This is a genomic window from Kurthia gibsonii (assembly GCF_006539985.1).
In the GTDB taxonomy this organism is placed as follows: domain Bacteria; phylum Bacillota; class Bacilli; order Bacillales_A; family Planococcaceae; genus Kurthia; species Kurthia gibsonii.
In genome coordinates this window covers 1-26342 of the sequence record NZ_BJOB01000035.1, presented here as the reverse complement: position 1 = coordinate 26342, position 26342 = coordinate 1, and the positions used below count along the sequence as shown (strand labels likewise).

27 protein-coding genes and 2 riboswitches are annotated in these 26342 nt (G+C 35.9%); of the genes, 7 read left to right on the top strand and 20 right to left on the bottom strand.

Features of this window, described 5'->3' with window-relative positions:
• Positions 1-4: 4 nt before the first annotated feature.
• Positions 5-1261 carry a right-handed parallel beta-helix repeat-containing protein gene (locus tag KGI01_RS10440; RefSeq protein ID WP_255314777.1) on the bottom strand — a complete coding sequence of 419 codons (1257 nt, stop codon included), beginning with the start codon at positions 1259-1261 and terminating at the stop codon, positions 5-7.
• Positions 1262-1394: 133 nt separating this feature from the next.
• A complete protein-coding gene (gene metK, locus KGI01_RS10435) occupies positions 1395-2591 on the bottom strand; it encodes a methionine adenosyltransferase (protein ID WP_141274638.1) in 1197 nt (398 codons plus the stop codon).
• Positions 2592-2846: 255 nt separating this feature from the next.
• Positions 2847-2964, bottom strand: a riboswitch (SAM riboswitch).
• A 265-nt stretch (positions 2965-3229) separates the two neighbouring features.
• Between metK and pckA the strand changes: the two genes are divergently transcribed.
• Positions 3230-4816: a phosphoenolpyruvate carboxykinase (ATP) gene (gene pckA / locus KGI01_RS10430; protein WP_141274637.1), complete on the top strand. Its 1587-nt coding sequence runs from the start codon at positions 3230-3232 to the stop codon at positions 4814-4816.
• 77 nt (positions 4817-4893) lie between these two features.
• On the opposite strand, the gene KGI01_RS10425 is transcribed toward pckA, so the two are convergent.
• From KGI01_RS10425 to KGI01_RS10400, 6 genes are all read right to left on the bottom strand, one after another.
• Positions 4894-5229 (bottom strand): GIY-YIG nuclease family protein, encoded by a 336-nt coding sequence (locus KGI01_RS10425; RefSeq protein ID WP_174795809.1) that lies wholly within the window; start codon positions 5227-5229, stop codon positions 4894-4896.
• 17 nt (positions 5230-5246) lie between these two features.
• The gene (locus KGI01_RS10420) at positions 5247-5999 is read right to left on the bottom strand and encodes a DUF2087 domain-containing protein (RefSeq protein WP_170214776.1); all 753 of its coding nucleotides are present in this window, start codon (positions 5997-5999) and stop codon (positions 5247-5249) included.
• 103 nt (positions 6000-6102) lie between these two features.
• Positions 6103-6552 (bottom strand): hypothetical protein, encoded by a 450-nt coding sequence (locus KGI01_RS10415; protein ID WP_141274635.1) that lies wholly within the window; start codon positions 6550-6552, stop codon positions 6103-6105.
• A 17-nt stretch (positions 6553-6569) separates the two neighbouring features.
• Entirely contained in the window at positions 6570-7334 is a 765-nt protein-coding gene (locus tag KGI01_RS10410; RefSeq protein WP_141274640.1) for an alpha/beta hydrolase family protein, read from the bottom strand.
• An 8-nt stretch (positions 7335-7342) separates the two neighbouring features.
• Positions 7343-7801, bottom strand: coding sequence for an RNA deprotection pyrophosphohydrolase (gene ytkD, locus KGI01_RS10405; protein ID WP_141274634.1), 459 nt, complete (start codon positions 7799-7801; stop codon positions 7343-7345).
• A 99-nt stretch (positions 7802-7900) separates the two neighbouring features.
• Positions 7901-8086, bottom strand: coding sequence for a putative motility protein (locus KGI01_RS10400; protein ID WP_141274633.1), 186 nt, complete (start codon positions 8084-8086; stop codon positions 7901-7903).
• A 134-nt stretch (positions 8087-8220) separates the two neighbouring features.
• On the opposite strand from KGI01_RS10400, the gene KGI01_RS10395 reads away from it, so the two are divergent.
• Entirely contained in the window at positions 8221-9243 is a 1023-nt protein-coding gene (locus KGI01_RS10395) for a Cj0069 family protein (RefSeq protein WP_255314776.1), read from the top strand.
• An 86-nt stretch (positions 9244-9329) separates the two neighbouring features.
• On the opposite strand, the gene KGI01_RS10390 is transcribed toward KGI01_RS10395, so the two are convergent.
• On the bottom strand, positions 9330-9584 hold the full coding sequence (locus tag KGI01_RS10390) for a GlsB/YeaQ/YmgE family stress response membrane protein (RefSeq protein WP_068451639.1): 255 nt from the start codon (positions 9582-9584) through the stop codon (positions 9330-9332).
• 165 nt (positions 9585-9749) lie between these two features.
• On the opposite strand from KGI01_RS10390, the gene yidD reads away from it, so the two are divergent.
• Complete coding sequence (gene yidD / locus KGI01_RS10385) at positions 9750-9983, top strand: membrane protein insertion efficiency factor YidD (protein ID WP_218026247.1); 234 nt, start codon at positions 9750-9752, stop codon at positions 9981-9983.
• A gap of 88 nt (positions 9984-10071) precedes the next feature.
• On the top strand, positions 10072-11040 hold the full coding sequence (locus tag KGI01_RS10380; protein WP_141274630.1) for a metal ABC transporter solute-binding protein, Zn/Mn family: 969 nt from the start codon (positions 10072-10074) through the stop codon (positions 11038-11040).
• Positions 11041-11162: 122 nt separating this feature from the next.
• Here the strand turns inward: KGI01_RS10380 and KGI01_RS10375 are convergent, their stop codons facing one another.
• Together KGI01_RS10375 and KGI01_RS10370 are read right to left on the bottom strand one after the other, a co-directional pair.
• Entirely contained in the window at positions 11163-11930 is a 768-nt protein-coding gene (locus KGI01_RS10375; RefSeq protein WP_255314775.1) for an NRDE family protein, read from the bottom strand.
• 107 nt (positions 11931-12037) lie between these two features.
• Entirely contained in the window at positions 12038-12364 is a 327-nt protein-coding gene (locus KGI01_RS10370) for a GlpM family protein (protein WP_141274628.1), read from the bottom strand.
• Positions 12365-12490: 126 nt separating this feature from the next.
• On the opposite strand from KGI01_RS10370, the gene KGI01_RS10365 reads away from it, so the two are divergent.
• Positions 12491-13378: a LysR family transcriptional regulator gene (locus tag KGI01_RS10365; RefSeq protein WP_141274627.1), complete on the top strand. Its 888-nt coding sequence runs from the start codon at positions 12491-12493 to the stop codon at positions 13376-13378.
• A gap of 38 nt (positions 13379-13416) precedes the next feature.
• On the opposite strand, the gene KGI01_RS10360 is transcribed toward KGI01_RS10365, so the two are convergent.
• The 3 genes from KGI01_RS10360 to KGI01_RS10350 form a co-directional block, all read right to left on the bottom strand.
• Positions 13417-14868: an o-succinylbenzoate--CoA ligase gene (locus tag KGI01_RS10360; protein ID WP_307723183.1), complete on the bottom strand. Its 1452-nt coding sequence runs from the start codon at positions 14866-14868 to the stop codon at positions 13417-13419.
• Between the two features lie 96 nt (positions 14869-14964).
• Positions 14965-15879 (bottom strand): pseudouridine-5'-phosphate glycosidase, encoded by a 915-nt coding sequence (locus tag KGI01_RS10355; protein ID WP_141274626.1) that lies wholly within the window; start codon positions 15877-15879, stop codon positions 14965-14967.
• Positions 15880-15881: 2 nt separating this feature from the next.
• Positions 15882-16979, bottom strand: coding sequence for a carbohydrate kinase (locus tag KGI01_RS10350; RefSeq protein ID WP_255314774.1), 1098 nt, complete (start codon positions 16977-16979; stop codon positions 15882-15884).
• A gap of 149 nt (positions 16980-17128) precedes the next feature.
• A riboswitch (TPP riboswitch) is annotated at positions 17129-17228 on the top strand.
• A 111-nt stretch (positions 17229-17339) separates the two neighbouring features.
• On the opposite strand from KGI01_RS10350, the gene KGI01_RS10345 reads away from it, so the two are divergent.
• Positions 17340-18092, top strand: coding sequence for a 3-oxoacyl-ACP reductase (locus KGI01_RS10345; RefSeq protein ID WP_141274624.1), 753 nt, complete (start codon positions 17340-17342; stop codon positions 18090-18092).
• A gap of 31 nt (positions 18093-18123) precedes the next feature.
• On the top strand, positions 18124-19428 hold the full coding sequence (locus KGI01_RS10340; RefSeq protein ID WP_141274623.1) for an LLM class flavin-dependent oxidoreductase: 1305 nt from the start codon (positions 18124-18126) through the stop codon (positions 19426-19428).
• A 61-nt stretch (positions 19429-19489) separates the two neighbouring features.
• Here KGI01_RS10340 and menB read toward each other — a convergent pair whose 3' ends face one another.
• The 6 genes from menB to KGI01_RS10310 all read right to left on the bottom strand — a co-directional run bounded on the left by menB (position 19490) and on the right by KGI01_RS10310 (position 26166).
• Positions 19490-20308 (bottom strand): 1,4-dihydroxy-2-naphthoyl-CoA synthase, encoded by an 819-nt coding sequence (gene menB, locus KGI01_RS10335; RefSeq protein ID WP_068451610.1) that lies wholly within the window; start codon positions 20306-20308, stop codon positions 19490-19492.
• Between the two features lie 18 nt (positions 20309-20326).
• Positions 20327-21148 (bottom strand): 2-succinyl-6-hydroxy-2,4-cyclohexadiene-1-carboxylate synthase, encoded by an 822-nt coding sequence (menH, locus tag KGI01_RS10330; RefSeq protein ID WP_141274622.1) that lies wholly within the window; start codon positions 21146-21148, stop codon positions 20327-20329.
• Positions 21136-22863, bottom strand: a complete 1728-nt coding sequence (gene menD, locus KGI01_RS10325) for a 2-succinyl-5-enolpyruvyl-6-hydroxy-3-cyclohexene-1-carboxylic-acid synthase (RefSeq protein ID WP_141274621.1) — start codon at positions 22861-22863, stop codon at positions 21136-21138. The genes menH and menD overlap by 13 nt, the downstream gene beginning before the upstream one ends.
• Positions 22853-24241: an isochorismate synthase gene (locus tag KGI01_RS10320; protein ID WP_141274620.1), complete on the bottom strand. Its 1389-nt coding sequence runs from the start codon at positions 24239-24241 to the stop codon at positions 22853-22855. The genes menD and KGI01_RS10320 overlap by 11 nt, the downstream gene beginning before the upstream one ends.
• A gap of 97 nt (positions 24242-24338) precedes the next feature.
• Positions 24339-25277 (bottom strand): dipeptidase, encoded by a 939-nt coding sequence (locus tag KGI01_RS10315; RefSeq protein ID WP_141274619.1) that lies wholly within the window; start codon positions 25275-25277, stop codon positions 24339-24341.
• Between the two features lie 283 nt (positions 25278-25560).
• Positions 25561-26166: a D-alanyl-D-alanine carboxypeptidase family protein gene (locus KGI01_RS10310; protein ID WP_170214775.1), complete on the bottom strand. Its 606-nt coding sequence runs from the start codon at positions 26164-26166 to the stop codon at positions 25561-25563.
• Positions 26167-26342 lie beyond the last annotated feature (176 nt).

The window sequence follows — 26342 nt, the reverse complement described above, 5'->3', positions numbered from 1 at the left end:
ATTCTTAAATTGTTTTTCTTAATACACTCTCTGGAAAGTCAACTCGTTCCGTTTTACGTGTACCATCTGGTTGGATATTGTTTTTGATATAAATTATCTCACTTAACATATTTTGAAGTGTATTTGTTAATAAATCTTTTTTATTTTGCTCAGTTACTTCACAGTAAATCCACTCATTCGTTCCAGCGCCATTGTTTACATGCGGTGTAAACGACACAGCCGTATTAAAATAATCAAACGTATTATTACGAATTGTTGGATTGATTGTGCCATTTGCGATAATTCCATTTGCATTGAATGTTTCAGCATGCTTTTTACTCATCTTAAATGTATTTTTTTCAATCAATGTATTCGACCAATTCATCGCACGAATTGGATCTTTTCGTAAATTATAAAAAATATTCGAACGAATAACTACTTGATTATGCAATTTTTTATACGAATATTTATGCGTACCAATTGCGCGTGGCATATTTGAAAACTCATTTTTCTCAATTAATACATTTGTATTTGGATACGCATCAAATTTACTCCATTGTTGACTCCAGCCATTCGTTGTACGATCTGGTGTATCTAAATTAATCGCTTCTTTAATAGATGAAGCATTATCCTTAGCATTTTTAAATGATGAATTTTTTATCGTTACATTTTTAGAGGCATCCATTTCAATAAAGTGTGCATTGTACATATTTTTAAACTGAATACCCTCCACTGTTACATTCTGATTATGTCCCATAATAATGGCTATACCACGCTCATGATTTTTCATATCAAATGTAACATTCCCTTTTCCTATAAACTTAATATTTTTTTCACCTTTGTACTTATCATATACGCCTGTTGAGTGTGCTTTAGACGGGCGAATTAATTGAAAAATTGATGTAGATGGTTGAAATACATATGTCCCTGTCTTTGTTCCTTTTATGATTTTTACTCCGTCTTCAAATTGAAGCGTTACATTAGACGGTACATAAAGCGCATTAGAAATCGTGTATGTCCCTTTTTTAAAAATAAGCGTACCACCTTTTTTCTTTTCAAAGAGTTCTAAATAAGAGCGAATAAGATAATAATCTTTCGTATCTTTATTATATGTTGAATAACGAAGAATTATTGGGTCGAAAGGTTTTGAAGATGGTGAAATTGTGTAGGTATTTTTTTGCGCTGCTTGGACTGTAGTCATCGTATACTGATTTTCGTAAATTAAGCTCAAACCTACAATTATAAAGAATAATATTACAACTCGAATCACGTTATTTCTCATTTTTAAGCTCCTTAGATGTATATGGATACATTTTTTCTCACTTACACTATTTTACACTGTTAAAAATTGATGTAAACGATAAAAAAATGGCAGGAGTTTCATGTTTTTGCATGACTCCTACCATTTTACTTTATTATTTTAAAAGTTTTGCTTTTAATGCATCTGCTTTGTCTGTTGCTTCCCATGGAACATTTAAATCTGTACGTCCAAAATGTCCATAAGCTGCTGTTTGTTTATATATAGGACGGCGTAAATCAAGCATTTTAATAATGCCTGCTGGACGTAAGTCAAATAATTCACGAACAGCTTCTACAAGTTCTGCTTCTGTTACTTTGCCTGTGCCGAATGTATCGATTGCGATTGATACAGGTTGTGCTACACCGATTGCGTATGCTAGCTGTACTTCTGCTTTATCTGCAAGACCAGCAGCTACGATATTTTTCGCTACATAGCGTGCTGCATAAGCACCTGAACGGTCAACTTTTGTAGCATCTTTACCAGAGAATGCACCACCACCATGACGTGCATAACCACCGTAAGTATCAACAATAATTTTACGACCTGTTAAACCTGCATCACCTTTTGGTCCACCAATTACAAAGCGACCTGTTGGATTAATAAAGTATTTTGTATCTACATCTAATAGTTCAGCCGGTACAACTTCCGCAATCACATGTTTACGAAGATCTTCATTGATTTGTTCTAATGTTACTTCCTCATCATGTTGTGTTGAGATAACGATTGTATCCACACGTACAGGGTGGTTATTTTCATCGTATTCTACCGTTACTTGTGTTTTACCATCTGGACGTAAATACTTTAATAATCCTGATTTACGAACTTCTGTTAAGCGACGTGATAATTTATGCGCTAGGCTAATTGGTAGCGGCATTAGTTCAGGTGTTTCATTGTTTGCATAACCAAACATTAAACCTTGGTCGCCAGCACCGATTGCTTCGATATCTTCATCTGTCATGCTTCCTTCACGTGCTTCTAAAGCTTGATCTACACCTTGTGCGATATCAGGTGACTGTTCACCGATTGCCACAAGTACAGCTAGGTTTTCTGCATCAAAACCATATTTACCGCGTGTATAACCGATTTCTTGAACTGTTTCACGAACAATTCCTTTAATATCTACATATGTAGATGTTGTAATTTCTCCTGCTACTAACACAAGTCCTGTTGTAACAGTTGTTTCACATGCCACACGAGCATTTGGATCTTTTGCGATGATTGCATCTAAAATCGCATCTGAAATTTGGTCACAAATTTTATCAGGGTGTCCTTCCGTAACACTTTCTGATGTAAATAATCGACGTTGAGCCATAATTGGTTTCCTCCTATACGAGATCGCCTCGAAAAAAGATACGGTACTCTTTATCCATGTGTGTTTCTTCTATATTAATGTAGAAAAAACTCCAAGCCAGCCTATGCTGCTTTTTACACGAGGATTTTTTTATAGAAAGTGCCAGTATATACGTAATAAAAAGATGGTTTTTTCCACCACCATATATTTTGAAATAAAAAAACCCTCTCACTCATACAGTATGAGAGAAAGGGGTTATTTCGTAAGCACCTTTCACTCTTATCGTTCAAGGAATGAATCCTTGCATTCAGATTAGCACCAGCGCATCTCGTGAAATGAAATGCAGGTTGCCGGGTTTCGTAGGGCCTGACCCTCCACCAGCTCGGGATAAGAGTATCCGTTCATAGCCTATGTTAGTAGAATTATACGTCGATGTCAACCTCAATTTGAATATGACTTAAATGTTATACCTATATAGAGCGTTTTAAATAAAGTATATATATAATTTGTCCTAAACATGGTAAAATGTTAAAAAAATAAAAAAACATATCATATTAGTATAGACTAATTCTTTTAATGTGTTATACTAATTCCATAAATGATGACTAACCACATTTGTGGGTACAATAAATACGAAAAAAGGATGGTATATACACATTATGAATTCAGTAGAAATGATGAATGAACTGAACACACTTCTATCAGGTAATAACATTAAAGAACAACTAACTGTTCCAGAACTAGTTGAAAAAGCAACATCTCGCGGTGAAGCGATTTTAACAGTTGATGGTGCATTACGTGCTAACACAGGTAAATACACAGGTCGTTCTCCTAAAGATAAGTTTATGGTTGAAGAAGCGTCTTCAAAAGATCATATTGATTGGGGTTCAGTAAACCGTCCAATCTCATCTGAAGTATTTGATGCCCTTTATACAAAAGTAATTAATTATCTTAAAGAAAAAGAAGAAGTGTTCGTATTCAAAGGTTTTGCTGGTGCTGACGCTGAAACACGTTTAGCAATCCGCGTTGTAAATGAATATGCTTGGCATAATCTATTTGCACATAATCTATTCATTCGTCCAACAGAAGAAGAAGCTGCAAACCATATTGCTGATTTCACAATCGTATCAGCTCCAACATTCCATGCAGACCCAATTGTAGACGGTACAGAATCAGAAACATTTATTATGGTTTCACTTGAAAAGAAAATCATCTTAATCGGCGGTACAGAATATGCTGGAGAAATGAAAAAATCAATCTTTGGTATTATGAACTACTTATTACCACAACAAGGTATTTTATCAATGCATTGCTCAGCAAACGTTGGTGAAAAAGGTGATACAACTTTATTCTTTGGACTTTCTGGTACAGGTAAAACTACTTTATCTGCAGACGCAAACCGTAAATTAGTTGGTGACGATGAGCATGGTTGGTCAGATAATGGCGTATTCAACATTGAAGGTGGTTGCTATGCAAAAACAATCAACCTTTCAGCTGAAAAAGAACCTGAAATTTATAACGCAATTCGTTTCGGTACAGTACTTGAAAACGTAGTAGTAAATGAAAAAACACGTATCCCAGATTATGATGATGAAACACCTACTCAAAATACACGTGCTGCTTATCCGATTACGAATATTGATAATATCGTATTACCATCTGTTGCAGGTCACCCAAATACAATCATCTTCTTAACTGCAGATGCATTTGGCGTATTACCTCCAATCTCTAAATTAACAAAAGAACAAGCAATGTATCACTTTATCTCTGGTTTCACTTCAAAAACACCTGGTACAGAACGTGGTGTTGTAGAACCAGAACCAGTATTCTCTACTTGCTTCGGTTCTCCATTCTTACCATTACCAGCAACAGTATATGCTGAAATGTTAGGTAAGAAAATTGATGAACATAATGTTAATGTATTCCTAGTAAACACTGGTTGGACTGGTGGTTCATTCGGTACAGGTACACGTATGAAACTTTCTTATACACGTGCGATGGTTAATGCTGCAATCGAAGGTAAATTAAATGATGTACCAACTGAAAAAGATGCATTCTTTGGTTTAGCAATTCCAACTTCAATTGAAGGCGTACCAACTGAATTATTAAATCCTCGTAATGCTTGGGCTGATAAAGATGCTTATGACATCAAAGCAACACAACTTGCTGGTATGTTCCACGAGAACTTCAAAAAATTCGGTAAAGTGGCCGAAGATATCGCAACAAAAGGCGCTCCTTTAGTTTAAGATTAGTTACACCCAAATATCATATGGTTTAAATAGAAAAGAGGCTCTTTCCCAAAGAGAGCCTCTTTTATTTTTGTTTAATTTAATGAAATTGTATGACCTAATTGATTTTCCCACTTTTGTTGTGTTTGTTCTAAAGCTTTTTTCATTCCTAGTTCATCGACTAGATCTCCCTTTATCACTTCTCGAATAGTATATTCAAAGGATGACTCTCCTTGTTCTTTCCATGCTTGCTGTAAATTTTTGTGCATATGTGTTCCGGTATTTAATTGAAAAATAATTCCATTCAATCGTTTTAGATTATTTAACGAACCGATATACATGTCTCCAGTTTGCTTATTTGTAATTGTATAAATACCTGCTTCAATTTTCATTTCTTTATACTGCTCTTTTAATATTTTTCGTTGATCCATTCCATTCATCTCTTTTCTTATTTTTTCACCCAATAAGCACTACCATCATTTTCTCGGTCTACAAAACCATATTCAATTAAATAACGACGAATTGTTACATAATCCGGATCATATTTAGCAATTGCTGCATTTAATTCTTGCTCTGTATATCGTTTCGTTTGATCAAGCATCGATGTAATTGCGCGTAATACGATTACTTTTTGCTTCTGTTTTTTGGGGAAACGCACTAATTGTCCCTCTAAACCATTCGGGAAAAGCTTTCTTAGTACTTCTTCTTCCTCCTCACGCGTTACATGATAGCGTTCATCTACCATTGTAGCTGTTGCATGGATTGGTACATATTCCACTGGATTCTCCTCCTGTTCTTTTAATAAAGTCATCATCGCTAAAAATGTTTTTGCTTGGCGTTCTTTTTCTCTTAATGCAAAACGATATTGGCGAATTGTAGAAGCACTACCAATCGCTAATTCTTGCTGAATTTGCTGATCTGTTTTTCCTTCATAAAAAGCTTTCATTACATGGCTTTGTTGTTCTGTTAACCCAGTCATTTTTTTATTAAGCTGAATAAAATAATGAAAAGGTGATTGATGTTGGATTTGAATATGAACTTCCATATATTTTTGTGCTTCTAATAAACGCTCATTGTGTGGGTAAATAATGCCCTTTTCAATCACATCACCACAAAAAATACATGTATAGCTTTGTTCATCTTCTATAAAACCTTTTACTAATTGTTCGACAGTCGCCTGCTCAAATATATCTTTTTCCATCACGCACCTCCTATTTATATAAACAATATAACATTTTGTTTATATTTATGTATACTAAAATTTATTTTGTTTATAAAAAAGAATCACACCAAAGTGTGATTCTTTAATCTTGCTCGTCTTTTACAAATACAGCATTTGCATTTCCTTCTTGAAATAACTCGATAACAGGTTGTGCGTCTTCAATCGATATTTGATTAAAAATCACTTCTGTACCATAATCACGAATCTCTAATCTTTCAATACCTTCACAATCTGTAAAAGTCATCATAAACCATTTTAATTTTCCTCCATCATATGAATCATCTCGCAAAAATAAAAAATGTTCCTTTGTGAGTTCAATTGAATGAATATGCACAAGTCCTTCTTGTTGTGTATTCTCTGCTACTGCATGTAGTTCATCAATTTGCTTAGTTTCTTCATTCCAACATTGTACTTGTACCTCTGCTAATTTCACTGCGTATCGATTCCATAACCGTTCCCAATACCAATAGTTTTTTGAAAAAGGTGTATGACCATTTTGATTAATATCAATTTTCGCACGAAAATAACCCACTCATATTCACCCTTCCATCATTGTCTTTTCATCCACTGTAATGCTTTTACAAGAACTTGATGATTTAATTTACCCGGAAAGAAATGATTCAACTCAGGATAGTACCATGTCTCTATTCTTTTATGATGTTTTTGTAGCAACTTTTCTAACAGATGTGCATGTGTCACTCGAACATTCAAATCTTTTTCACCATGAATAACTAAGACTGGTGCATGAATATGTTCTAATTGTTTTAAAGCAGAGCGCTTATTATAAATATCAGGCACACGACTCGGTGTACCACCAATTACTCGTTTCATCATACGACGCATATCGACTCGTTCTTCATACGTTAATTCTAATGACGACACACCTCCCCATGTGACCACAGAGGTTATATCATCTCGTAAAATAGCTGTCCATAACGCCATAATTCCACCGCGTGAGAATGCAAATAGATGAATTTTTGAAGAGTTATATCGACTTTTTAGTACATCTACTCCATGAACAGCATCATATACATCTACTCCACCAAATTGATCCTTGCCTTCTCCACCACGGTTTCCTCGGTAATAAGGTGCAAAAACAACAAAACCTTGTGACGCAATTTCAGCAATTCGTGCAGGACGTACCATACCGATTGACTGAATACCACCACGTAAATAAAGAACTCCTTCATAATCGCCTTTTTGTACGGGTTCTGCTAGCATTCCTTTCACGCGAACCCCCTCAGACCAATACGTAATTTCTGTTAATCGAATATGTGGACTAGGTGATGGATAAATTCGTTCCGTTACAATCATGGCATTCTTCACACGCGTTCGCTCTCCTTCTCTAGCATCTTCTTCATTCCAGCATCTTTCATATAAAAACTTAAATGCTCTTCATTCATTAAATCTTCTGTTGGACAAAGAACAGCCCCTAATGTTTCGTATCTTTTGAAATCTTCATCTAGCGACTGTACTTCTGCTGTATACACTGCTTTTACAAAAGGTTCTTCACACTGCACATAATAAGAAGCAAACCACTCAATGTTCGTAAGGGTAGCTCCTGTTTCTTCATACACTTCACGAATAACTGCTTCTGTTAAGGTTTCTCCTACCTCTACCTTGCCACCCGGAAATTCAAGTCCTCTTTTTGGATGATTCGTTAATAGCCACTGATTTTGTTTTTTAGCTAATATTAAAATATGCGTCGGTTCTATTTCAAATGCCTCTTTTTTAAAAGATAAAGTGACACCATAACCATTTAAATCTGTAAATTTAAACAAGAAAATCACTCCCTTATACAAAGTGTAACGAAAAATACATAGAGAAACAACGATACAAAAAAAGAGTATCGCGTATTAAGCCATACTCTTACTTTGTCTTTATACTGACATATCAAATAACTGACCTCGATTCGGATCTTGTGCGACTGGATTTTCTGACATTGTTTCAATTAGAGCTGTTGCATTTTGCTCTTGAAAATCCATTGCTTTTCCCACAACACTAAGCTGTACTTGCTGTTGTAATTGCATCGCTGATAAAGCAGATGACATTGCTGCTACGTCCATTTTTACACCTCTTTTACATTCGTGCCCTTGTCTTTAATTATACATATTTTTTTACAAAATATACTATACCACCTTTACATAAACAGTGTATATTAATCTAGCAAGAAAAAAAGCAAAAGGAGGCTATATGAATAATGAAAAAGATCATTATTTTCGAGGTACAAGGCGGCAGCGACAAAGGTCCAGACGGTTATAGAAAAGATACGATGCCCATGGTACAAGCTTTACAACAACGTGGATTTGAAGCAGAGGTTGTTTTCTACGATTTTGAACGCCAACAAGAGATTTTAAACGACGTTTTAGAAAATGCCTGTGCATATGTATCGCGTATTAATCCCGGTAACTTAAAGCATGAATCAGCATACTTTTCTATGCTACGCCAGCTTTGTGAAAATGGCATAATCGGTATGCCACATCCAGACGCTATGATTGGCTATGGCGCAAAAGATGCCCTTGTTAAATTAACGAATACGTCACTCGTGCCAAAAGACACGTATGCATATTATTCATTACAGGAGCTATTCGAGCAATTTCCTTCATCACTAGCAAAAGGCGAACGTGTATTAAAACAAAATCGTGGATCTACAGGCGAAGGTATCTGGCGAGTTTCACTAGTTGATGAAGGCGAAGTTCCACATGCAAAATCAAAAATTAAGTGTACAGAAGCAAAAGATAACCATGTGGAATATTGGGAACTCAGAGACTTTATGTATTTCTGCGAACAATATATTACAGGTGATAATGGTATGCTTGTTGATATGCCGTTCTTACCACGTATTAAAGAAGGCGAAATTCGTTTATTAATGCTAAAAGATCGCCCAATTAATGTTGTGCATAAAAAGCCTCAAGACCATGAAGATGCTTTTAGCGCTACATTATTTTCTGGTGCTGCCTATCGTTATGATTCACCAGAAGAGTGGCAAGAGCTTGTAACATCATTTTTAATGCAGTTACCTGACGTTACAAAACAGTTAGGCGGTTATGATTTACCATTACTTTGGACTGCCGACTTCATTTTAGATACGAATCCAGATGGAACAGATTGCTATATACTTGGTGAGATGAATTGTTCATGCGTTGGATTTACTTCTGAACTTGAACTAGCTCATGATATTGCAGAAGCAATTATCGACCGAGTGGCTACTTCAACACATTAAAAAAGAGGCTAAGCTTTAAACTTAGCCTCTCTTCTTTTCAAACTCTTAGAGAGTATAATGGGTTTTTAAACAAAAGAAATGAATAATTACTTCTTAGCTGTAGCTCTCATAATAAAGCTGACAATTAAGATTAAAATAATACTACCGATTAATGCTGGGAATACGTAGAATTTACTTACTTGCCATCCCCAATCTCCTAGTAATACACTACCAAGCCATGCGCCGACGATACCTGCTAGAATATTTCCTAGAATACCACCAGGCACATCTCTTTTAACAATAAGTCCTGCTAGCCAACCCAAGATTCCCCCTATAATGATGTACCAAAGAAATGAAAACATAATACCCTTCTCCTCTCATATATAGGTTCTATAATCTATTTCCTAAAAGTTGCTAGTCTAAACATTTTTATTTAATTTTTTTAAATCATTCTATTGGGGATTTTTCAAAAAATCGAGTATGCTAAAAGAAGGTATTCTAAGTTCATAATAGAAAGAAGTTTGATGATGAAACAAATTTTTATTTTCCTATTTCGTATTTATCAAAAAGTGATTTCTCCTTTAAAACCACCTAGTTGCCGCTTCTATCCAACATGTTCTAACTATGGAATTGAAGCGATGCGTAAACATGGTGCAATCAAAGGTACGATTTTAACTGTATATCGTATTCTACGCTGTCAACCGTTCTCAAAAGGCGGTTATGATCCTGTACCAGAGGAATGGCCATCGAAAAAAAAATAATTTCGATGGTTTTTCTATTGTCAAAAAGTATTTTTTCTAGTATATTCATAAGAGTAAATCGTAACCATTACTATTTAAGGAGGAAATTATGAAGAAACTAACACTACTTTTACTCGTAGCTATTTTAACTATTTTTACAGCAGCGTGTGGTAATACAGAAAAAGAAAACAACGCTTCGAAAAATCAAATTAAAATTTATACTACAGTTTATCCTTTACAATATTTCGCAGAAAGAATTGGTGGCGATCACGTCAATGTATCATCAATTTATCCACCTGGTTCAAATGAGCATACATTTGAGCCAACACAAAAAGACATGATTGCATTAGCAGATGCAGATTTATTCTTTTATATTGGTTTAGGTCTAGAAGGTTTTGTAAGTAATGCACAAAAAACATTAAAAAATGAAAATGTTAAAATGATAGAAACAACAAAAGATGTACCTGAGAGCGCTTTAGATGTAAGCACTGCTTCAAAAGAGCATAATCATGATGAACATGCAGGTGAAGCACATGAAGATGAACATGACCACGGTGGTGTTGATCCGCACGTATGGTTATCTCCTGTTATTTCACAAGACTTAGCAAAATCGATTAAAGATAGTCTTGTTCAAAAAGACACGGCTCATAAAACGGATTACGAAAAAAATTATGAAGCATTAATTAAAGACTTGAAAGATTTAAATACAGACTATAAAGAGATGGCTGACAATGCGAAACGTAAAGAATTCTTTGTTTCACATGCAGCATTCGGTTATATTGCGGGAACATATGGTTTAAAACAAGAATCAATTGCAGGATTAAATTCACAAGATGAACCTTCTCAAAAAGAGTTAACAAACATTGCAGATGAAGCGAAAAAAGATAATATTCAATATATCTTATTCGAACAGAATGTATCTTCTAAACTTGCAGAAGTATTAAAGAACGATATTGGTGCAGAGAGTTTAACAGTTAATAACTTGAGTGTTTTAACAAAAGAAGATCTCGCTGCAAAAAAAGATTATATATCGATTATGAAAGAAAACTTAGAAACATTTAAAAAAGCGTTACAATAATAAAATAAGTGTTAAACATCTTCTCATATGAGCATAAAAAAACGAAATCGCATCGTGACGCGGTTTCGTTTTTTTCGTTACAAACCCTAAAATAGTGGATGGAATATTTCGTCAAATCCTCTTTATGCATTTACTCGCAATTTAACCCATTCATGCACACGAGTTGTCGTTATACCTTGTTCATACGTTTGTTCAAAAAATTCGATTTCATCTTTCATCAAACGAAGTACAGTCGTACAACGTGTGCCGTACCCTTCGCGTTTGACAAAGATTGAAGATAAATCCCGTTCTAACAAGAGACCTGCTCCTGTATTAGGTAATCGTTCATCATTCGGCTTTATATCATCTAATCCAATCTTCGCAAGTTCTTCTATTGTAGCTTGTTGTTCTAATTGATGCGCAACTAACATCTTCATGCGCTCTACTTTTGGCCATGGTGTATTCAATGTCGCATTACTTACACAATGAATGCCAGGTTCAATTATATGTAGCACATTTTCGATATTATTATAATGCATGAATGTTTCACCGTCGTAAACAAGTACATTCATTGCACCGTAACGTGTGCGTTCTTGCTGAATCGCTTCCAAGAAGGTTTCCGGATTCTCAGTGCCTGCCACAAAATTTTTGACAATTTCACCACGCGATTTCTCACCTACAGGATCCATTGAAAAATCACGATAATTTGTGACAGCTGCAAAGCGTCCATTTTCTTGAACTGCAAGCCAGCCACCCATCTTTTCTAAATCACGCCCACCAAATATATTTGCTTCACCTTCCCAGAAAGCAGCTTCTTTTGCTGGTCTTTCATAGAATTCATCGCGGTTAGCTACAACAATGAGTGGCTGATTTTCTACTACTTTATAAGCAAATGTAATGATACACATCATTTTCAACTCCTTGAATAATGTACGTTCTTTCTACACCATAACCGAAATTTCTCCTATAAGTCAAAATTAAAAAAGTGGGCTTAAGTTCCCCCCACCTAAGCTCACTTTTATGCTACTATTAATTTCGAACCGAACATATACATCACATATAGACCAATTCCCATTAAGACAGCTGTTGAAGGCTTGAAATGGCTCGAAAAAATATAAATTGCCACAACCAGAATGACCATACCTACTGCACCGATAATGCCATTTCGCTGCGTTTCATGAAAGGACTCTTGTGACATATGCTGAACTTGCAGTTTTAAATTAAGCAATGTCAAAATCGGTAGTAATGTAATGACTCCTGATAAGAATAAATATTTCGATTGACTTAAAATCGTAGCGAGCAGCATAACTGAACCGCCAATGATGAATTGGATGACATACCCCATATGTTTGAAATCTCCCTTTGTGTTTTGTAAATGTCGTTTCTCTTGTATTGTAATTTCATATTTAATATAAGTAAATTGAATTTATTATATAGTTAACATTACATTTTTCTATAGTTAGGTGATTACATGAGTATTTTAAAATTAAAAGCATATATTGCAGCTGTACAATTTGGTTCTTTAACGAAAGCGGCAGAGGCACTTGATTATACACAGCCAAGTATTAGTCATATGATTCATTCTTTAGAAGATGATTATGGCTTTTCGTTATTAACACGTAGCAAAAGTGGTGTGACCCCCACTGATAATGGGCTTGAGCTTCTTCCAATCATGCAAGATATCGTACAACGCTATGAACATCTCTCTGAAGCCGTTTGTGCCATTCACGGTTTAGATGTCGGGGCAATTCGAATTGGCGCTTATACGTCCATCTGCGTTCATTGGATGCCTTATTTATTAAAGGAATTCCATAAAAGTTATCCTAAAATTGATATTCATTTATTTGAAGGAAACTCAGATGAGATCCATGCATGGCTTGAAGAAGGCCATATTGATTTTGCAATTAGCACAATTCAGCGTCCAGAAGAATTTCACTTTTTACCACTCATGGAAGATCGCATGATGGCAATTCTTCCTGAAAATCATACACTTGCAGAAAATCATACATTTTCAATTGAGCAATTTGCAGAAGAACCTTGTATTATTCCATATGAAGATACACATAAGGATGTACAACGTATTTTTAAACAAGCAAATGTTAAGCCAAATATTGCGTATCAAATTCGTGGTGATGAAGCAATTATTGCCATGGTTAAACAAGGTCTTGGTATCTCTTTATTATCAGAGCTACTCATTCAAGACCACGCTGATGATATGATAAGCCTACCTCTTGAACCAAACCATGTTCGTACACTCGGCATTACATCAAAAGACGATTTAAAAAGTTTGTCACCTGCTTCCAAAAAATTCATTCCATTCATGCAAGAGTGGCTTAAAAAACAAAAAAATGCATACTAAAAGAGGAATCGTATAAAAATGATTCCTCTTTTTCAATATTATTTTGGTATTAATTCCAGTAATTTACGACGAAGTAATTTTCCTGTACCATTTCGCGGTAATTCTTCGACGAAATGAATTTGTTTGGGTAGTTTATATTTCGCTAATTTATCTTCGCAAAAGGCTAAAATCGTTTCTGCATTCAATGTTGTCTCTTTTGACATAATAAAGGCAGCCGGAACTTGTCCCCATATCTCATCTTGGACACCACATACACCAACTGCGGCAATATGCGGATGCCCTGCTAATACATTTTCAATTTCAGCTGGATAAATATTTTCCCCACCTGAGATAATTAAATCTGAACGACGATCTGCTACATAAAGGTAACCTTCATCATCAAAATAGCCAATATCTCCTGTGTGTAAAAAACCGTCTACCTGTGTTTTAATATGAGCATGTTGTCCAACATAACCTGGTGTCACACTGTCTCCTCTTACACAAATCTCTCCATGGTCAAATGGTCTTTCTGCTCCTGCAATACAAATTTCGTTAAACATCAGTGGTTTTCCAACAGAGCCCACTTTACGAAGCGCGTCTTTACTGGAGAGTGTCGCTACTTGGCTTGCTGTTTCCGTCATGCCGTATGTTTGTGCTACACGTAGACCAATGGCTTCTGCACGTGTTAAATAGCTTTTGGGAACAGGACCACCACCTACTAATAGTAATTGGAACTTTGGTGATACACGCTGTCCTTGGTCTTCAATATAAGACACTAACTTCTCTAACATGACCGCGACAGCTGACATACGAGTCGCTGTACCTTCAATTAATTGTGTCGCTACTTCTTCGACTGTATATTTCTCATACAAATCTAGTCGAACACCATGTAAAATACATTTGCACAGCATAGAGAACCCGCTAATATGAAAAATAGGGACTGTACAAATCCATCCTTCATCTTCTACTAAACCTGTATTATAAAGTGCTGAGGTCGCACTCGCCATATGATTACCAATCGTTTGACGAACACCTTTTGGCTTACTAGTTGTACCTGATGTGTACATGATCGTCATTGTTTCATCTCGTGACCAATGTTTAATTACCTCTGCTTTTTCTTGTGAGGTCATTAAATCAGAAAATAGAATTTGCAATTTATGCGTAGAAGGTAATTGCTCTACTAAATCGTCATCCACAAGTAATGCATCTACTTGTGCATCCTGAATTTGATAAGCAAGCTCTGCTTCTGTTAATCGTAAATTTAATAACACCATCTCGATACGCAATTGCATACATGCAAAAATCGTCCGAATAAGATGCGGTGTTGACCGCCCAAAAATGGCAACGCGTTGTCCTTCATGTAAACCGGCAGCTTTTATAGCACCAGCATAATATTTCGATTGTTCGGATAGTTGTTCATACGTCCACTTCTCATCTTGAAAAGTTAATGCCACACGATGAGGTGTTAATGACGTGCGTTGCTCAATCCAGTTTGGTATCATTTTTTTCATCCCTAACTCTATTGTTTTCATCCTTTCTTATTCTAATACGAAACATGTGAAATACAAAACGGAAACCCCTCAAATCGAAAGGTTTCCGTTCGTATATTATTTTGTTTTATTTAATTCAACTGCGATTTGAGCACCGATATGCGCATTGTGTTTTACTAATGCAATATTAGCTACTAGGCTCTTACCTTCTGTTAACTCTTTTACTTTACCTAATAAGAATGGTGTAACTGATTTGCCTTGAATATTATTTTCTTCTGCTTCTTTTAATGCTTCATGAATAATATTTGTAATGAAGTCATGGTCTAATGCATCTTCTTCTGGAATTGGGTTAGCGATTACTGCGCCACCAGCCATATTTAAGTTCCATTTTGTACGTAAAGTGGCTGCAACTTCTGCAGGTGTATCTTGACGGAAGTTTACATCAAATCCTGACTTACGTGTGAAGAATGCTGGTAATTCATCTGTACCATATCCAATAACAGGCACACCTTTTGTTTCTAAGAATTCAAGTGTTAAACCAATATCTAAAATTGATTTTGCACCTGCACATACAACACCTACTTTAGAAGTTGCTAATTCTTCTAAGTCAGCTGAAATATCCATTGTTGTTTCTGCGCCGCGGTGAACGCCACCAATACCACCTGTTACGAATAACTCGATTCCTGCTAATTCAGCTGCAATCATTGTTGCCGCTACTGTTGTTGCACCGATTTTTTTCGTTGCGATTAAGTATGGAATATCACGACGAGAAGCTTTTGCTACATTATCCGCATTACCGAACATTTCTAATTCTTCATCTGATAAACCGATTTTGATTTTACCGTCGATAATTGCGATTGTTGCTGGAACTGCACCATATTCACGAATGATTTGTTCTACTTCACGTGCTGTTTGTACATTTTGTGGGTAGGGCATACCGTGTGAGATAATTGTTGATTCCAATGCAACGATAGCTTTACCAGCGTCCATTCCTTCTTGTACTTCTTTTGATAATTCGATGTATTGTTTCATAATTAATCCTCCAGTTCTTGTTCTAACGATTGTTTTGTTAATTCAGGACGTACAGTAAACTTAGATTCAAGCGTATTTTTCGCATTGATTAATCCTGCTTGAATCGTCTGTTCAAATGTGTACTTCTCTAACCAAGCATGTACAACTGCTGAGACGAATGCATCTCCTGCGCCTGTAACATCCTCAATTTGATTTGCTGCTCGTGCTTCAAAATGTGTTGGCATCAAGTTCTTGTTTGCAGCGTAAACTCCCTTTGCGCCAGCTGTAATTACGACATTTTCTACGCCCATCTGAGTGATTTCTTGAATTGCTTGTAAATAATCTGTTTCTGATGTAATCGTACGATGCGTTAATGTTTCGGCTTCATCTGTATTACAGATGAACCATGTAACACCTTCTAATGTTGTTGGCATACGGTTCATCTTTGGAGAAGATACCGGCACAATGACAAGAGGTACTTCTCTTGATACTGCAAATTGTTGAATATAATTAACTGTTTCTTTCGGACAATTCAAATCAACTATAATTGCCGGAGCAGTTGATAAAACATGTTCATGCTTCATTAGAATTTGTGGTGTTAATGCATCATAGACGTCCATATTCGCTGTTGCCATAACTAATTCGCCTTGTTCATCCATAATGGCTGTGTAAGAACCTGTTGAACATTGTTCCAACTGCTCGACTTCTTCTAAATGAATAAAAGCATTCGAAGCTGCAACAATTGCTTGCCAATCAGAATCTTTTCCAGCAGTCGTTAGTAAACTCACTTGATGCCCTAGTCTTCCTAAATTTTCAGCAATATTTCGCGCTACGCCGCCTACACTTTCTGTAGATGTTACAGGATTTGATGTCCCCATCTGAACCTGTCCCTTCAAATGAAGTTTTCGGTCCATATTGGCTCCACCAATACATATAATTTTGTTTTCTTTTGGCAACACGTACGCTCTCCCTATAATTTTACCCTTTTTCACTAACCCCGATATTAAGTTAGCTAGAGCCGGTCTCGACATTTCTAATTTTTCAGCCATCTCTTGTTGCTGCATAAACGGGTTTTCCTTAATGAGTTGAATCAGTGCTTGTTCTCTCTCCGTCAATGTCATCACCCTAAGTTTTATTTGTTTACATCATAAACAAAATTAAGTTATATGTCAAATGTTTATAAAAACAAACTTTTGTTTATTATCGTTATAAATAATAAACAAATTTGACAATATAAACCTGATAAGTTAGTATTCAATGTAACTTAATAGGTCTACACTAGGGGTGTTATTTAACTGAGATGAGTCCTACTCAAACCCTTTGAACCTGAACTAGTTAATACTAGCGTAGGAAAGTGTCAATTCTATACATACTGAAAAAAGTCTGTACTTTTTTGTTATGCAATGATTTGTTATACACAACTTTCCTACGAAGGTTGTGTATTTTTTTAAGTTAAAATAAATTAAGAGGAGTTGTTTTGAATGAAAAAAACAGTAGTAGTCACAGGTGGGAGTAGAGGGTTAGGTGCAGTTATTGTCAAAACACTTGCACAACAAGATTTTCAAGTTGTCATTAATTATTATCAAAGTAAAGAAGCTGCTGAAAAATTAGTAGCTGAAATTGGTGAAGACAAAGCGATTGCTATTCAAGCTAATGTAACGAATCGACAAGAAGTCGATCAATTAATGAACATGGCAACAGAACACTTTGGTCAAATAGACGCTGTTGTAAATAATGCATTAATCGACTTTAAATTTGATCCGATTAAACAAAAATCTTTCAAAGACCTTTCTTGGGATGATTATCAAAAACAGCTGGATGGTACGTTAAAAGCGGCATTCAATACAAGCCAGAGTGTAATTCCGCAATTTATTGAAAGAAAAAATGGTAGCATTATTAGTATTGGTACTAATTTATTTCAAAATCCTGTCGTACCCTACCATGAATACACAACTGCTAAAGCAGCTTTGATTGGTTTCACACGTAATCTCGCTTCAGAATTAGGCGTTTATGGCATCCGAGCAAATGTTGTTTCAGGAGGTCTTTTAAAAACAACAGATGCCAGTGCTGTTACAACACCTGAAGTATTCGATTTAATCTCTCAATCTACACCTTTAAGAAAAGTAACCACACCACAAGATGTTGCCAATATGGTAGCGTATCTATGTTCCGAAAAAGCACATGGAATTACAGGACAGAACTTTACAGTAGATGGTGGTTTAACAATGAACTAATCTCTATCCAAAATAAATCGAGGTGTAAATCATGTTAAAAACGACAGAAAAACAGTTACATATAGGTGTTTTACTATATGGTTGTGGTCATCATCAAGCAGCTTGGCTAATGGACAATTCACGCATTGAGGATATTGGAAGTATCTCTTATTATCAAGAATTAGCTCAACTAGCGGAAAAAGGATTGTTAGACGCTGTATTTTTTGCAGATCATCATGCTTTTCCAGCAAATGATGCACAAGTCATGCCTGCATTTTGGTTTGATCCACTAATTAACTTAACAGCTATTTCTCAAGTAACCCATCATATTGGTTTAGTTGCCACTATTTCAAGTACTTTTTCTAATCCCTATACAGCTTCTAGACAGCTATTAAGTTTAGATCATCTTACCGAAGGGCGCGTAGGTTGGAATCTCGTTACATCAATGAGTGACAATGAAGCTCGTAATCATAGTATGGAGGCATTACCACCCCATAATCAACGCTATGAAAAAGCTGAAGAATTTTCGATACTTATGGATCAACTATTTTTATCTTGGGATGCTTGCGATTTCGTCCATAATCGTGAAGAAAATAAAATCATCAATGCTTCAAATATTCACTCTTTTAATCACAGTGGTCATTATTTCCAAGTTGCAGGTCCTTCTACTGTACCAAAAAGTCCACAAGGTGCACCGGTCAAAATGCAGGCAGGTGCTTCAAAACAAGGCATTGCTTTAGCGGCTAATCATGCCGAAGTAGTCTATTCAGTCTCATGGAATCTCAAGCAAGCTAAAAATTTTCGACATAAATTAAATGACGCAATTGAAAAATCATCTAACTCTAAGAAACATATTAAAATTTTACCTGGATTAGTAACCTATGTAGGTCATACACATGAAGAAGCTTTGGCTAAAAAAGAATCATTGGACCAAGCTCTCCCAATTGAAGTTGCTTTAAAACAATTAAGCTCATTTATTCAACAAGACTGCTCAAATTGGAATGTTGATGAAAAGGTCCCTCCATTACCTCCTGTAGAAGCATTCAATGGACCTGTGGGACGCTACGAAACGATTCTAGAAATCATTCGTGATACTGATCCAACTGTGAAAGAATTACTCGGTTACTTGAATGCTGGTGGTGGACATTGTACATTGATTGGTACACCACAGGAAATTGTTGATCAAATGGAGATATGGTTTAAGGAAGGCGTAGCTGATGGATTTAACCTTATGCCTCCAATATTACCTGATAGTTTAGAAGATTTTGTTGACATGATTGTTCCTGAAATGCAAAAAAGAGATATTTTTAGAAAAGCTTACACAGAGCATACATTCCGCGAACGCATGGGATTATGATAATAAAAAAGTAGCGTAAACCATCCAAAGGTCTATGCTACTTTTTATAATTATTTAAGTTCTATGGGAAACGTGGGAACTGACCGAAGTCTGGTTGACGTTTTTCTTTGAATGCATCGCGACCTTCTTTTGCTTCATCTGATGTGTAGTAAAGAAGTGTTGCGTCACCTGCAAGTTGTTGAATACCTGCTAGACCGTCTGAATCTGCATTGAACGCGCCTTTTAACATACGAAGAGCCATTGGTGAAAGTGCAAGCATTTCTTCACACCATTTCACTGTTTCGTCTTCTAACTGCTCGTAAGGTACTACTGTATTAACTAAGCCCATATCAAGTGCTTCTTGTGCATCATATTGACGGCATAAGAACCAAATTTCACGTGCTTTTTTATGACCAATAATACGTGCTAAGTAACCTGCACCGTAACCACCGTCAAATGAACCTACGCGAGGACCTGTTTGACCGAAGCGTGCATTATCAGCTGCGATTGTTAAGTCACAAACAACGTGTAATACGTGTCCGCCACCGATTGCATAACCTGCTACCATCGCAACAACTGGTTTTGGAATTTTACGAATTAATGTTTGTAAATCTAATACGTTTAGACGTGGAATATTATCGTCACCTACATAACCACCGTTACCACGTACTTTTTGGTCACCGCCTGAACAGAATGCTTTTTCGCCTTCACCTGTTAAGATGATTGCACCGATTTTCGCATCATCACGCGCACGTGTGAAAGCATCAATCATTTCAGCAGTTGTTTTTGGACGGAATGCATTACGAACCTCTGGACGGTTAATCGTAATTTTTGCGATTCCATTGTATGATTCATATTTAATGTCTTCATAGACATGTTCTGTTACCCATTGACGAGTCATTATGAACTCCTCCTACTATTATAGATGTAATTGCTCTTTTACTATTGTAGCAAAAGATTGTGGATTTTCCACATGAATTGCATGCCCAACTTTGGGTACAACAATTTGTTGAGCATTTGGAAATAGTCCCTTCATCTGCTCAGAGATTGTTATAAACTTCAAGTCAAGCTCTCCATTTAATAATACCACATTTTTCTCGAATTTTGACAACTCCGACCAATATGAATTTTGTTGCCCTGTTCCCATTCCACGTAAACTGTTCGCTAAACCAATCTCTTGTTGATTCAAGCGTTCCTGTCGAATCGCATGTTGCTTTTCTTCAGATAATAACTTTTGTGTTTGGAATAACGGGATATCTTGCCAATAATCAACGAAATCCACGATACCTCGCTGTTCAATTCGATCTGCCAGTAAATGATCCAACTGAATACGCTGCTCTCGCTCTTCAATTGTTTTTAAACCTGGTGACGCATTTTCTAAAATTAGCGTATGAATACGTTGTGGATAATTCATTGCATAAGCTAACGCCACACGTCCTCCCATTGAATAACCAATTAAATCGAATTGTTCGATTTGTTTCCATTCAAAGAAGGCTTCTAATATTTCAACTTGTTCTTGCATAGAATAATAGCGCAATAACTTCGGTGCATCCGTCTGACCATGTCCAACTAAGTCAATCGTAATCAGACGATGTGTAGCAGGAAGTTGTTCAATCACTTCATCCCACGTGCGTGTACTACCTGTAAAGCCATGTAAAAAGACAATTGTTTGCTCTTGTCGGGCATTATGTACTTCATAATGTACATCAATGCCACGTATATTCGTTATTACACTTGCCATAATTGATTAAGCTCCTCATTCATGCCTGCCCATAGTTTACGATGTGTGACAACATTCTCTTCACGATTCGTTTGTACTTCAATGATTCGAAGATTTTTTTCTTTCGGTTGTTGTAAAACAGACTTAAATTCTTCCTTCGTATGAACATGCTCATACTGTGCATCATACATACGTGCCAATTCTTCAAAGCCAAGCCCTGTAGGTGTACCAAATAATTGTTCATAATGTGCTTCAATAGATGATTGTGCTAAATAAGAGAAAATACCGCCACCATCATTATTCATCACAATAATCGTTAACTGTGTATCTTGATAACGACTCGCAAGCAAACCATTCGCATCATGTAAAAATGCTAAATCACCAATTAATAAGTACGTGTCGCGCATCGTACCTAATTGTGCGCCAATTGCAGTAGATACAACACCATCAATACCATTTGCACCACGATTCGCAAATATACGAATATTACGTTCAGTTTGATAGAAGAATGTATCTACATCACGTATTGGCATACTACTGCTCACAACTAAATCACTTTGATCTGGTAAACATTCAAACAGCGTTCCTGCCAGTGCACCTTCATCATGCTCTTGAGCAATATAGGCTTTGACATGTTGACATGCAATTTCATTTGCTCGTGTAAAGATTTGTTGATATTCCACATCATAGTTCATCTCATCTACATTAAAATCAGACATCCAAGAATCGATTTCTGCTTGAATGTGTGTAGTTGTAACACCTAACGGATCTCTAAATAAACTATCTTCATCTACTGTAATAAAAGTACGAGGTTTCACGGCTTTTAAAAATAGTGTTAGCGGCTTTGAAACAGGCTGCGCACCAAATCGAATGACCGTATCTGGATGCATGTTCTTTTTAAATACATCATTTTTTAAGATACTATCATAATGTTCGATTACATAATCCTTACAATCGTTTGGTACTTGAGTACGTAGCTGCGATAAACTTTCAACTAATACAGGCCACTTTAATGTACGAATAAATGACCAAACTTCGTTTAAATCTGTACCTTCTGCTAATTCCCCCATTACAACAAAACCTTTTCTAGCTTGTTGAATAGCTTCTTTCCAAAATTGTAATGCATCATTACTTGGTACGAGTTTTGCAGTAAATGACTGATGAAAAGTTGGCTTTGGTAATTCATCTTTAAAATCAATCAACAGTGGTTCTCTAAAAGGAATATTTAAATGCACAGGTCCTTTAGGAGAAGCTATCGACACAGTTGTAGCGCGTGCGATATGACGTTCAATATGAGGCAGTGTCGCTTCATATTCGTCTGGAATTGGTAAATCAACAGACCATTTCACATGATGTCCATATAAGTCCGGTTGATTAATCGCTTGCGGTGCTCCGACGTCGCGCAGTTCATGCGGACGATCTGCTGTTAAAATAATGAGTGGGACTCGTGCATAATATGCCTCTACAATCGCAGGAAAGTAGTTGGCTGCTGCTGTTCCTGATGTACAGAGTAACACAACAGGCTTCGCCTTTGTTTTCGCCATACCTAGCGCTAAAAAGGCTGCTGAGCGCTCATCTACTTGTCGAAATACGTTAAACTCTTTAGAAGATGCAAACCCATAAGCAAGAGGTGTCGAACGTGACCCTGGACTTATAACAACATCGGTTACGCCATACTCTGCTAATGAGCCAATGATTCGATAAACATAATCCGATAGAATTTGCTTATTCGTCATTCAACTTTCCTCCTAATGTACGTAACATCGGTCTAAACTTCACCAATGTTTCCTCGTATTCACTTTGTGGTTCAGAATCTGCTACAATACCGCCGCCTGCATACAAATAAGCTTTTTCATCTTGTAATAGCGCTGAACGAATCGCAACAGCGAACTCACCGTCGCCATCTGCGTTAAGCCAACCAATTGGTGCTGCATATACACCACGATTCATCGGTTCATACTGGCGAATCATCTCCATCGCAACTTCACGTGGTGACCCTCCAAGCGCAGGCGTTGGGTGTAATTTTTCAACCATTTGTAAGATTGTTGCATCTTCTTTTAAAATACCTTCAATTGGCGTATGAAGATGCTGAATATCACGAATCTTTAATAAATCTGGATGATTTGGTAACGTATACTGTTCACACGTTTCTTTAAATGAATTTGAAATCATATCTACAACATACTGATGTTCTTGTAAATTCTTCGTATCATTTAAAAGAATACGTCCAAACTCCTCATCTTCTTGAACCGTTGTACCACGTCGAATTGAACCCGCTACACAAGATGAATACGCTTTTTTATGATTTACAAAAACTAGTCGCTCAGGTGTGGCACCTAAAAACAAGTCCTGCCCTTGCTCCTGTGCAAATAAATAACTTTCTGGTTGTTCTTCTGAAAGTTGCGCTAATAAATTCGACGTATTTACTTCTTTGTCAAACGTCAGCGCAAGTGAGCGCGCAATCACGACTTTATCTGCTTGTTTTGCTTTGATTTGATTTGTTACTTGTGTAATAGATTGAAGATATTCCTCTTTATACGGTTCTTCTGTTAATACAACATGTGGTTTGATATACGTCTTTAATGTACGTCCTTTCGCTTGTTCAAGCAATGCTTCTCGTTCTTCTCGTGCAAGCTCAATATCTTCATCTGTAATGACTTCATCTGATACAAGATGCGTATTCATATAAAAACGTCCATTTGACTCTACTAATTGGTGTTTTGCCAGTGCGAAATTCGCATGCGAAAAATTCGCCCATTCATCCGATACACCTTTTTTCGGATCAAATGTAAAGCTACCAAATAGAATGGGTTGTTGTTTAATTCCTTTTAACGATGTTGAATGAATCAAATGCTTCCATGCTTTTTCAACATCTTCATAGCGAGCATCTGCATCATTACTTTTAATTGTATAAGCATGACCTAGCCCAACTAAAGTGAAATCTTTATCTTTGTTTTGCCAATAAAAACATTGTCCCTTAAACTTTTCTTCGCCGATTTCAAAAAATACTAAAGTAGATTGTGTTTCTAACTCTTTCGACTCAATATAAAAGTGGACTGTCGACTGATCAGTTTTACTTAGATCGCCGTTTATCGTCGACAATTTACGATTCATCAAAATTACCTCCGTCAGTAGATTCTAAATCTACTCGTACATACTTACTTCATATACTATCATACAACTTTATAAGCTATTCAGCACATAATAAATCCTAGCTTCTTTCGATTTTAGAAATAAAATGTTGAAAGTTTTCAGCTGCAATTCCTTTTATTTCTTCTGTTGTAAAAATACCCTCTAATGCTTGTAAAAGATTCGGTATTTCCTCTGTTCTCGTCAGATTTTCAACATACAAATCAATTCCCTCAAAATCTGAGCCAAGACCAACTCTAGATGGTGTGATAATGTTAGCAAGATGTTTAATATGCTTTACTAAGTCATCAATTGTCACAGATGCTTCATTGCTAATAAAAGGAGGATAGAATACACAATGTACATGCCCATCTTTTTCAGCAACTGCTCTTAATTGTTGATCATATAAATTACGTGGATGATCTTGAATAGCACGTGCATTTGAGTGACTAGCAATCACATACTTTGCTTCTTGCAACGTATCCCAAAAACCCTGTTCATTTAAATGCGATACATCGATAATAATGTGATGTGCATTTAATAAAGCAATGACTTCTCGACCAAAAGGTTTAATCCCCATTGCCGGATTCTCTTCAGCGCCATAAGCTACTGCATTTTCATGATTCCATGTTAGACCGCATAATAAAATGCCTGCATCTATAAATGTTTGGAGTTTTCGCAGATCTGAACCAATTGCATCGCAGCCTTCTAAACTTAGAACAGCACCGATTTGATTTGGTTGTAATTGTTGTAGTTGTTTCCAATCTGTAATGTGTACCATTTCTTCATAAGGTGTTATGATTTCCTGATGAAAAATTTCTACTTGGCGAATCGCTTCTAAGTATCGTTGATTTTCATTTAGTGTATCGTCTATAAAAATAGCAAATACTTGTAATTTCGTATTTGTCTTTTTTAATTGTTCTAACGTTACTTCTAGTTTCTCATTGTTTTTAAAAGAGATTGGTGCTTCTGCTTGTGATAATGTATAAAGAACGTCACAATGCAAATCAATTATTTCCATTCTTACACCTCGTTTTACTATTCTATTACTTTAACTATATAGATGTTTTAGACATTGTTCTAGTAAATATAAGAAAAAAGTCAAAACAATATCGTTCTGTAACGACATCGTTTCGACTTTTATTAATAGCAGAATATAATGTTGTTGCATCTACAATGTGCATTGGTTCTCCACTTGCAGCCCCTTCCCCTTTTTATTAGCAACTGAAGCAAGTGACAAATCACTCTCTAATGTATATCCTGTTTTTTCACCTACAAATGTAAAAGAACACTTTTATTAGAGTTTATTTTATTAAACAGTGTGCTTGAGAATGAAAACCCTTGAGGACGTAAATACGTTTTTGAACACCATACTGTTTAGCAGAGAAGATTTCTTTAAATGTTATGTTTTTCATTCCATATTGAAGCAACTTCATTAAATCATATGCAGTTAAATAATGATTACCATGATGGAGACCTTCAACATTTTCAAAATGAGTTTGATTCATATCAAGTTCTTTTAGCTTCTCATTCATTAAATGAACGAAGTTTTTTTCATCACCTACAACATATTTTGCAATAACTAAAGGTGCATCTGCTCCTGAATGTAACATAACACCATAAAGTCTATCTTCAACTCTCACTTTTTCATTAGGCTTAAATCCAACAATCGAAGCGTTTGTTTGTTGAATATAATCAAAAATTGAATTCGGAACGGTTACTTTATTTTGTAAATTCGGAATATTCTCTAATGCAACAGTAACAGTCATTAATTTAGTTAAAGAATCTGGATAAGCTCTTTTTTCAGCTTCTTTTGCATAAAGTACTTGATTCGTATTTAAGTTAATTAAAAGAGCTTCTTTACTTTTAATATTCTTTTTCAAGGTATTTTTATTTTGAATAAGTAGCACTTTATTTTCTTCTTCTATATTTTTTCATAACAATCGGTATGGTTTTTTCATTGGCAAATAACTCCTGAACTTGCATTATGGCAATAATGCATCCAGATAAAATAACCGCTGTTACTTCATATATTCAATTAATACTAGATATTTGTTAGAATACCCGACCAAATAATTTAAAAAGG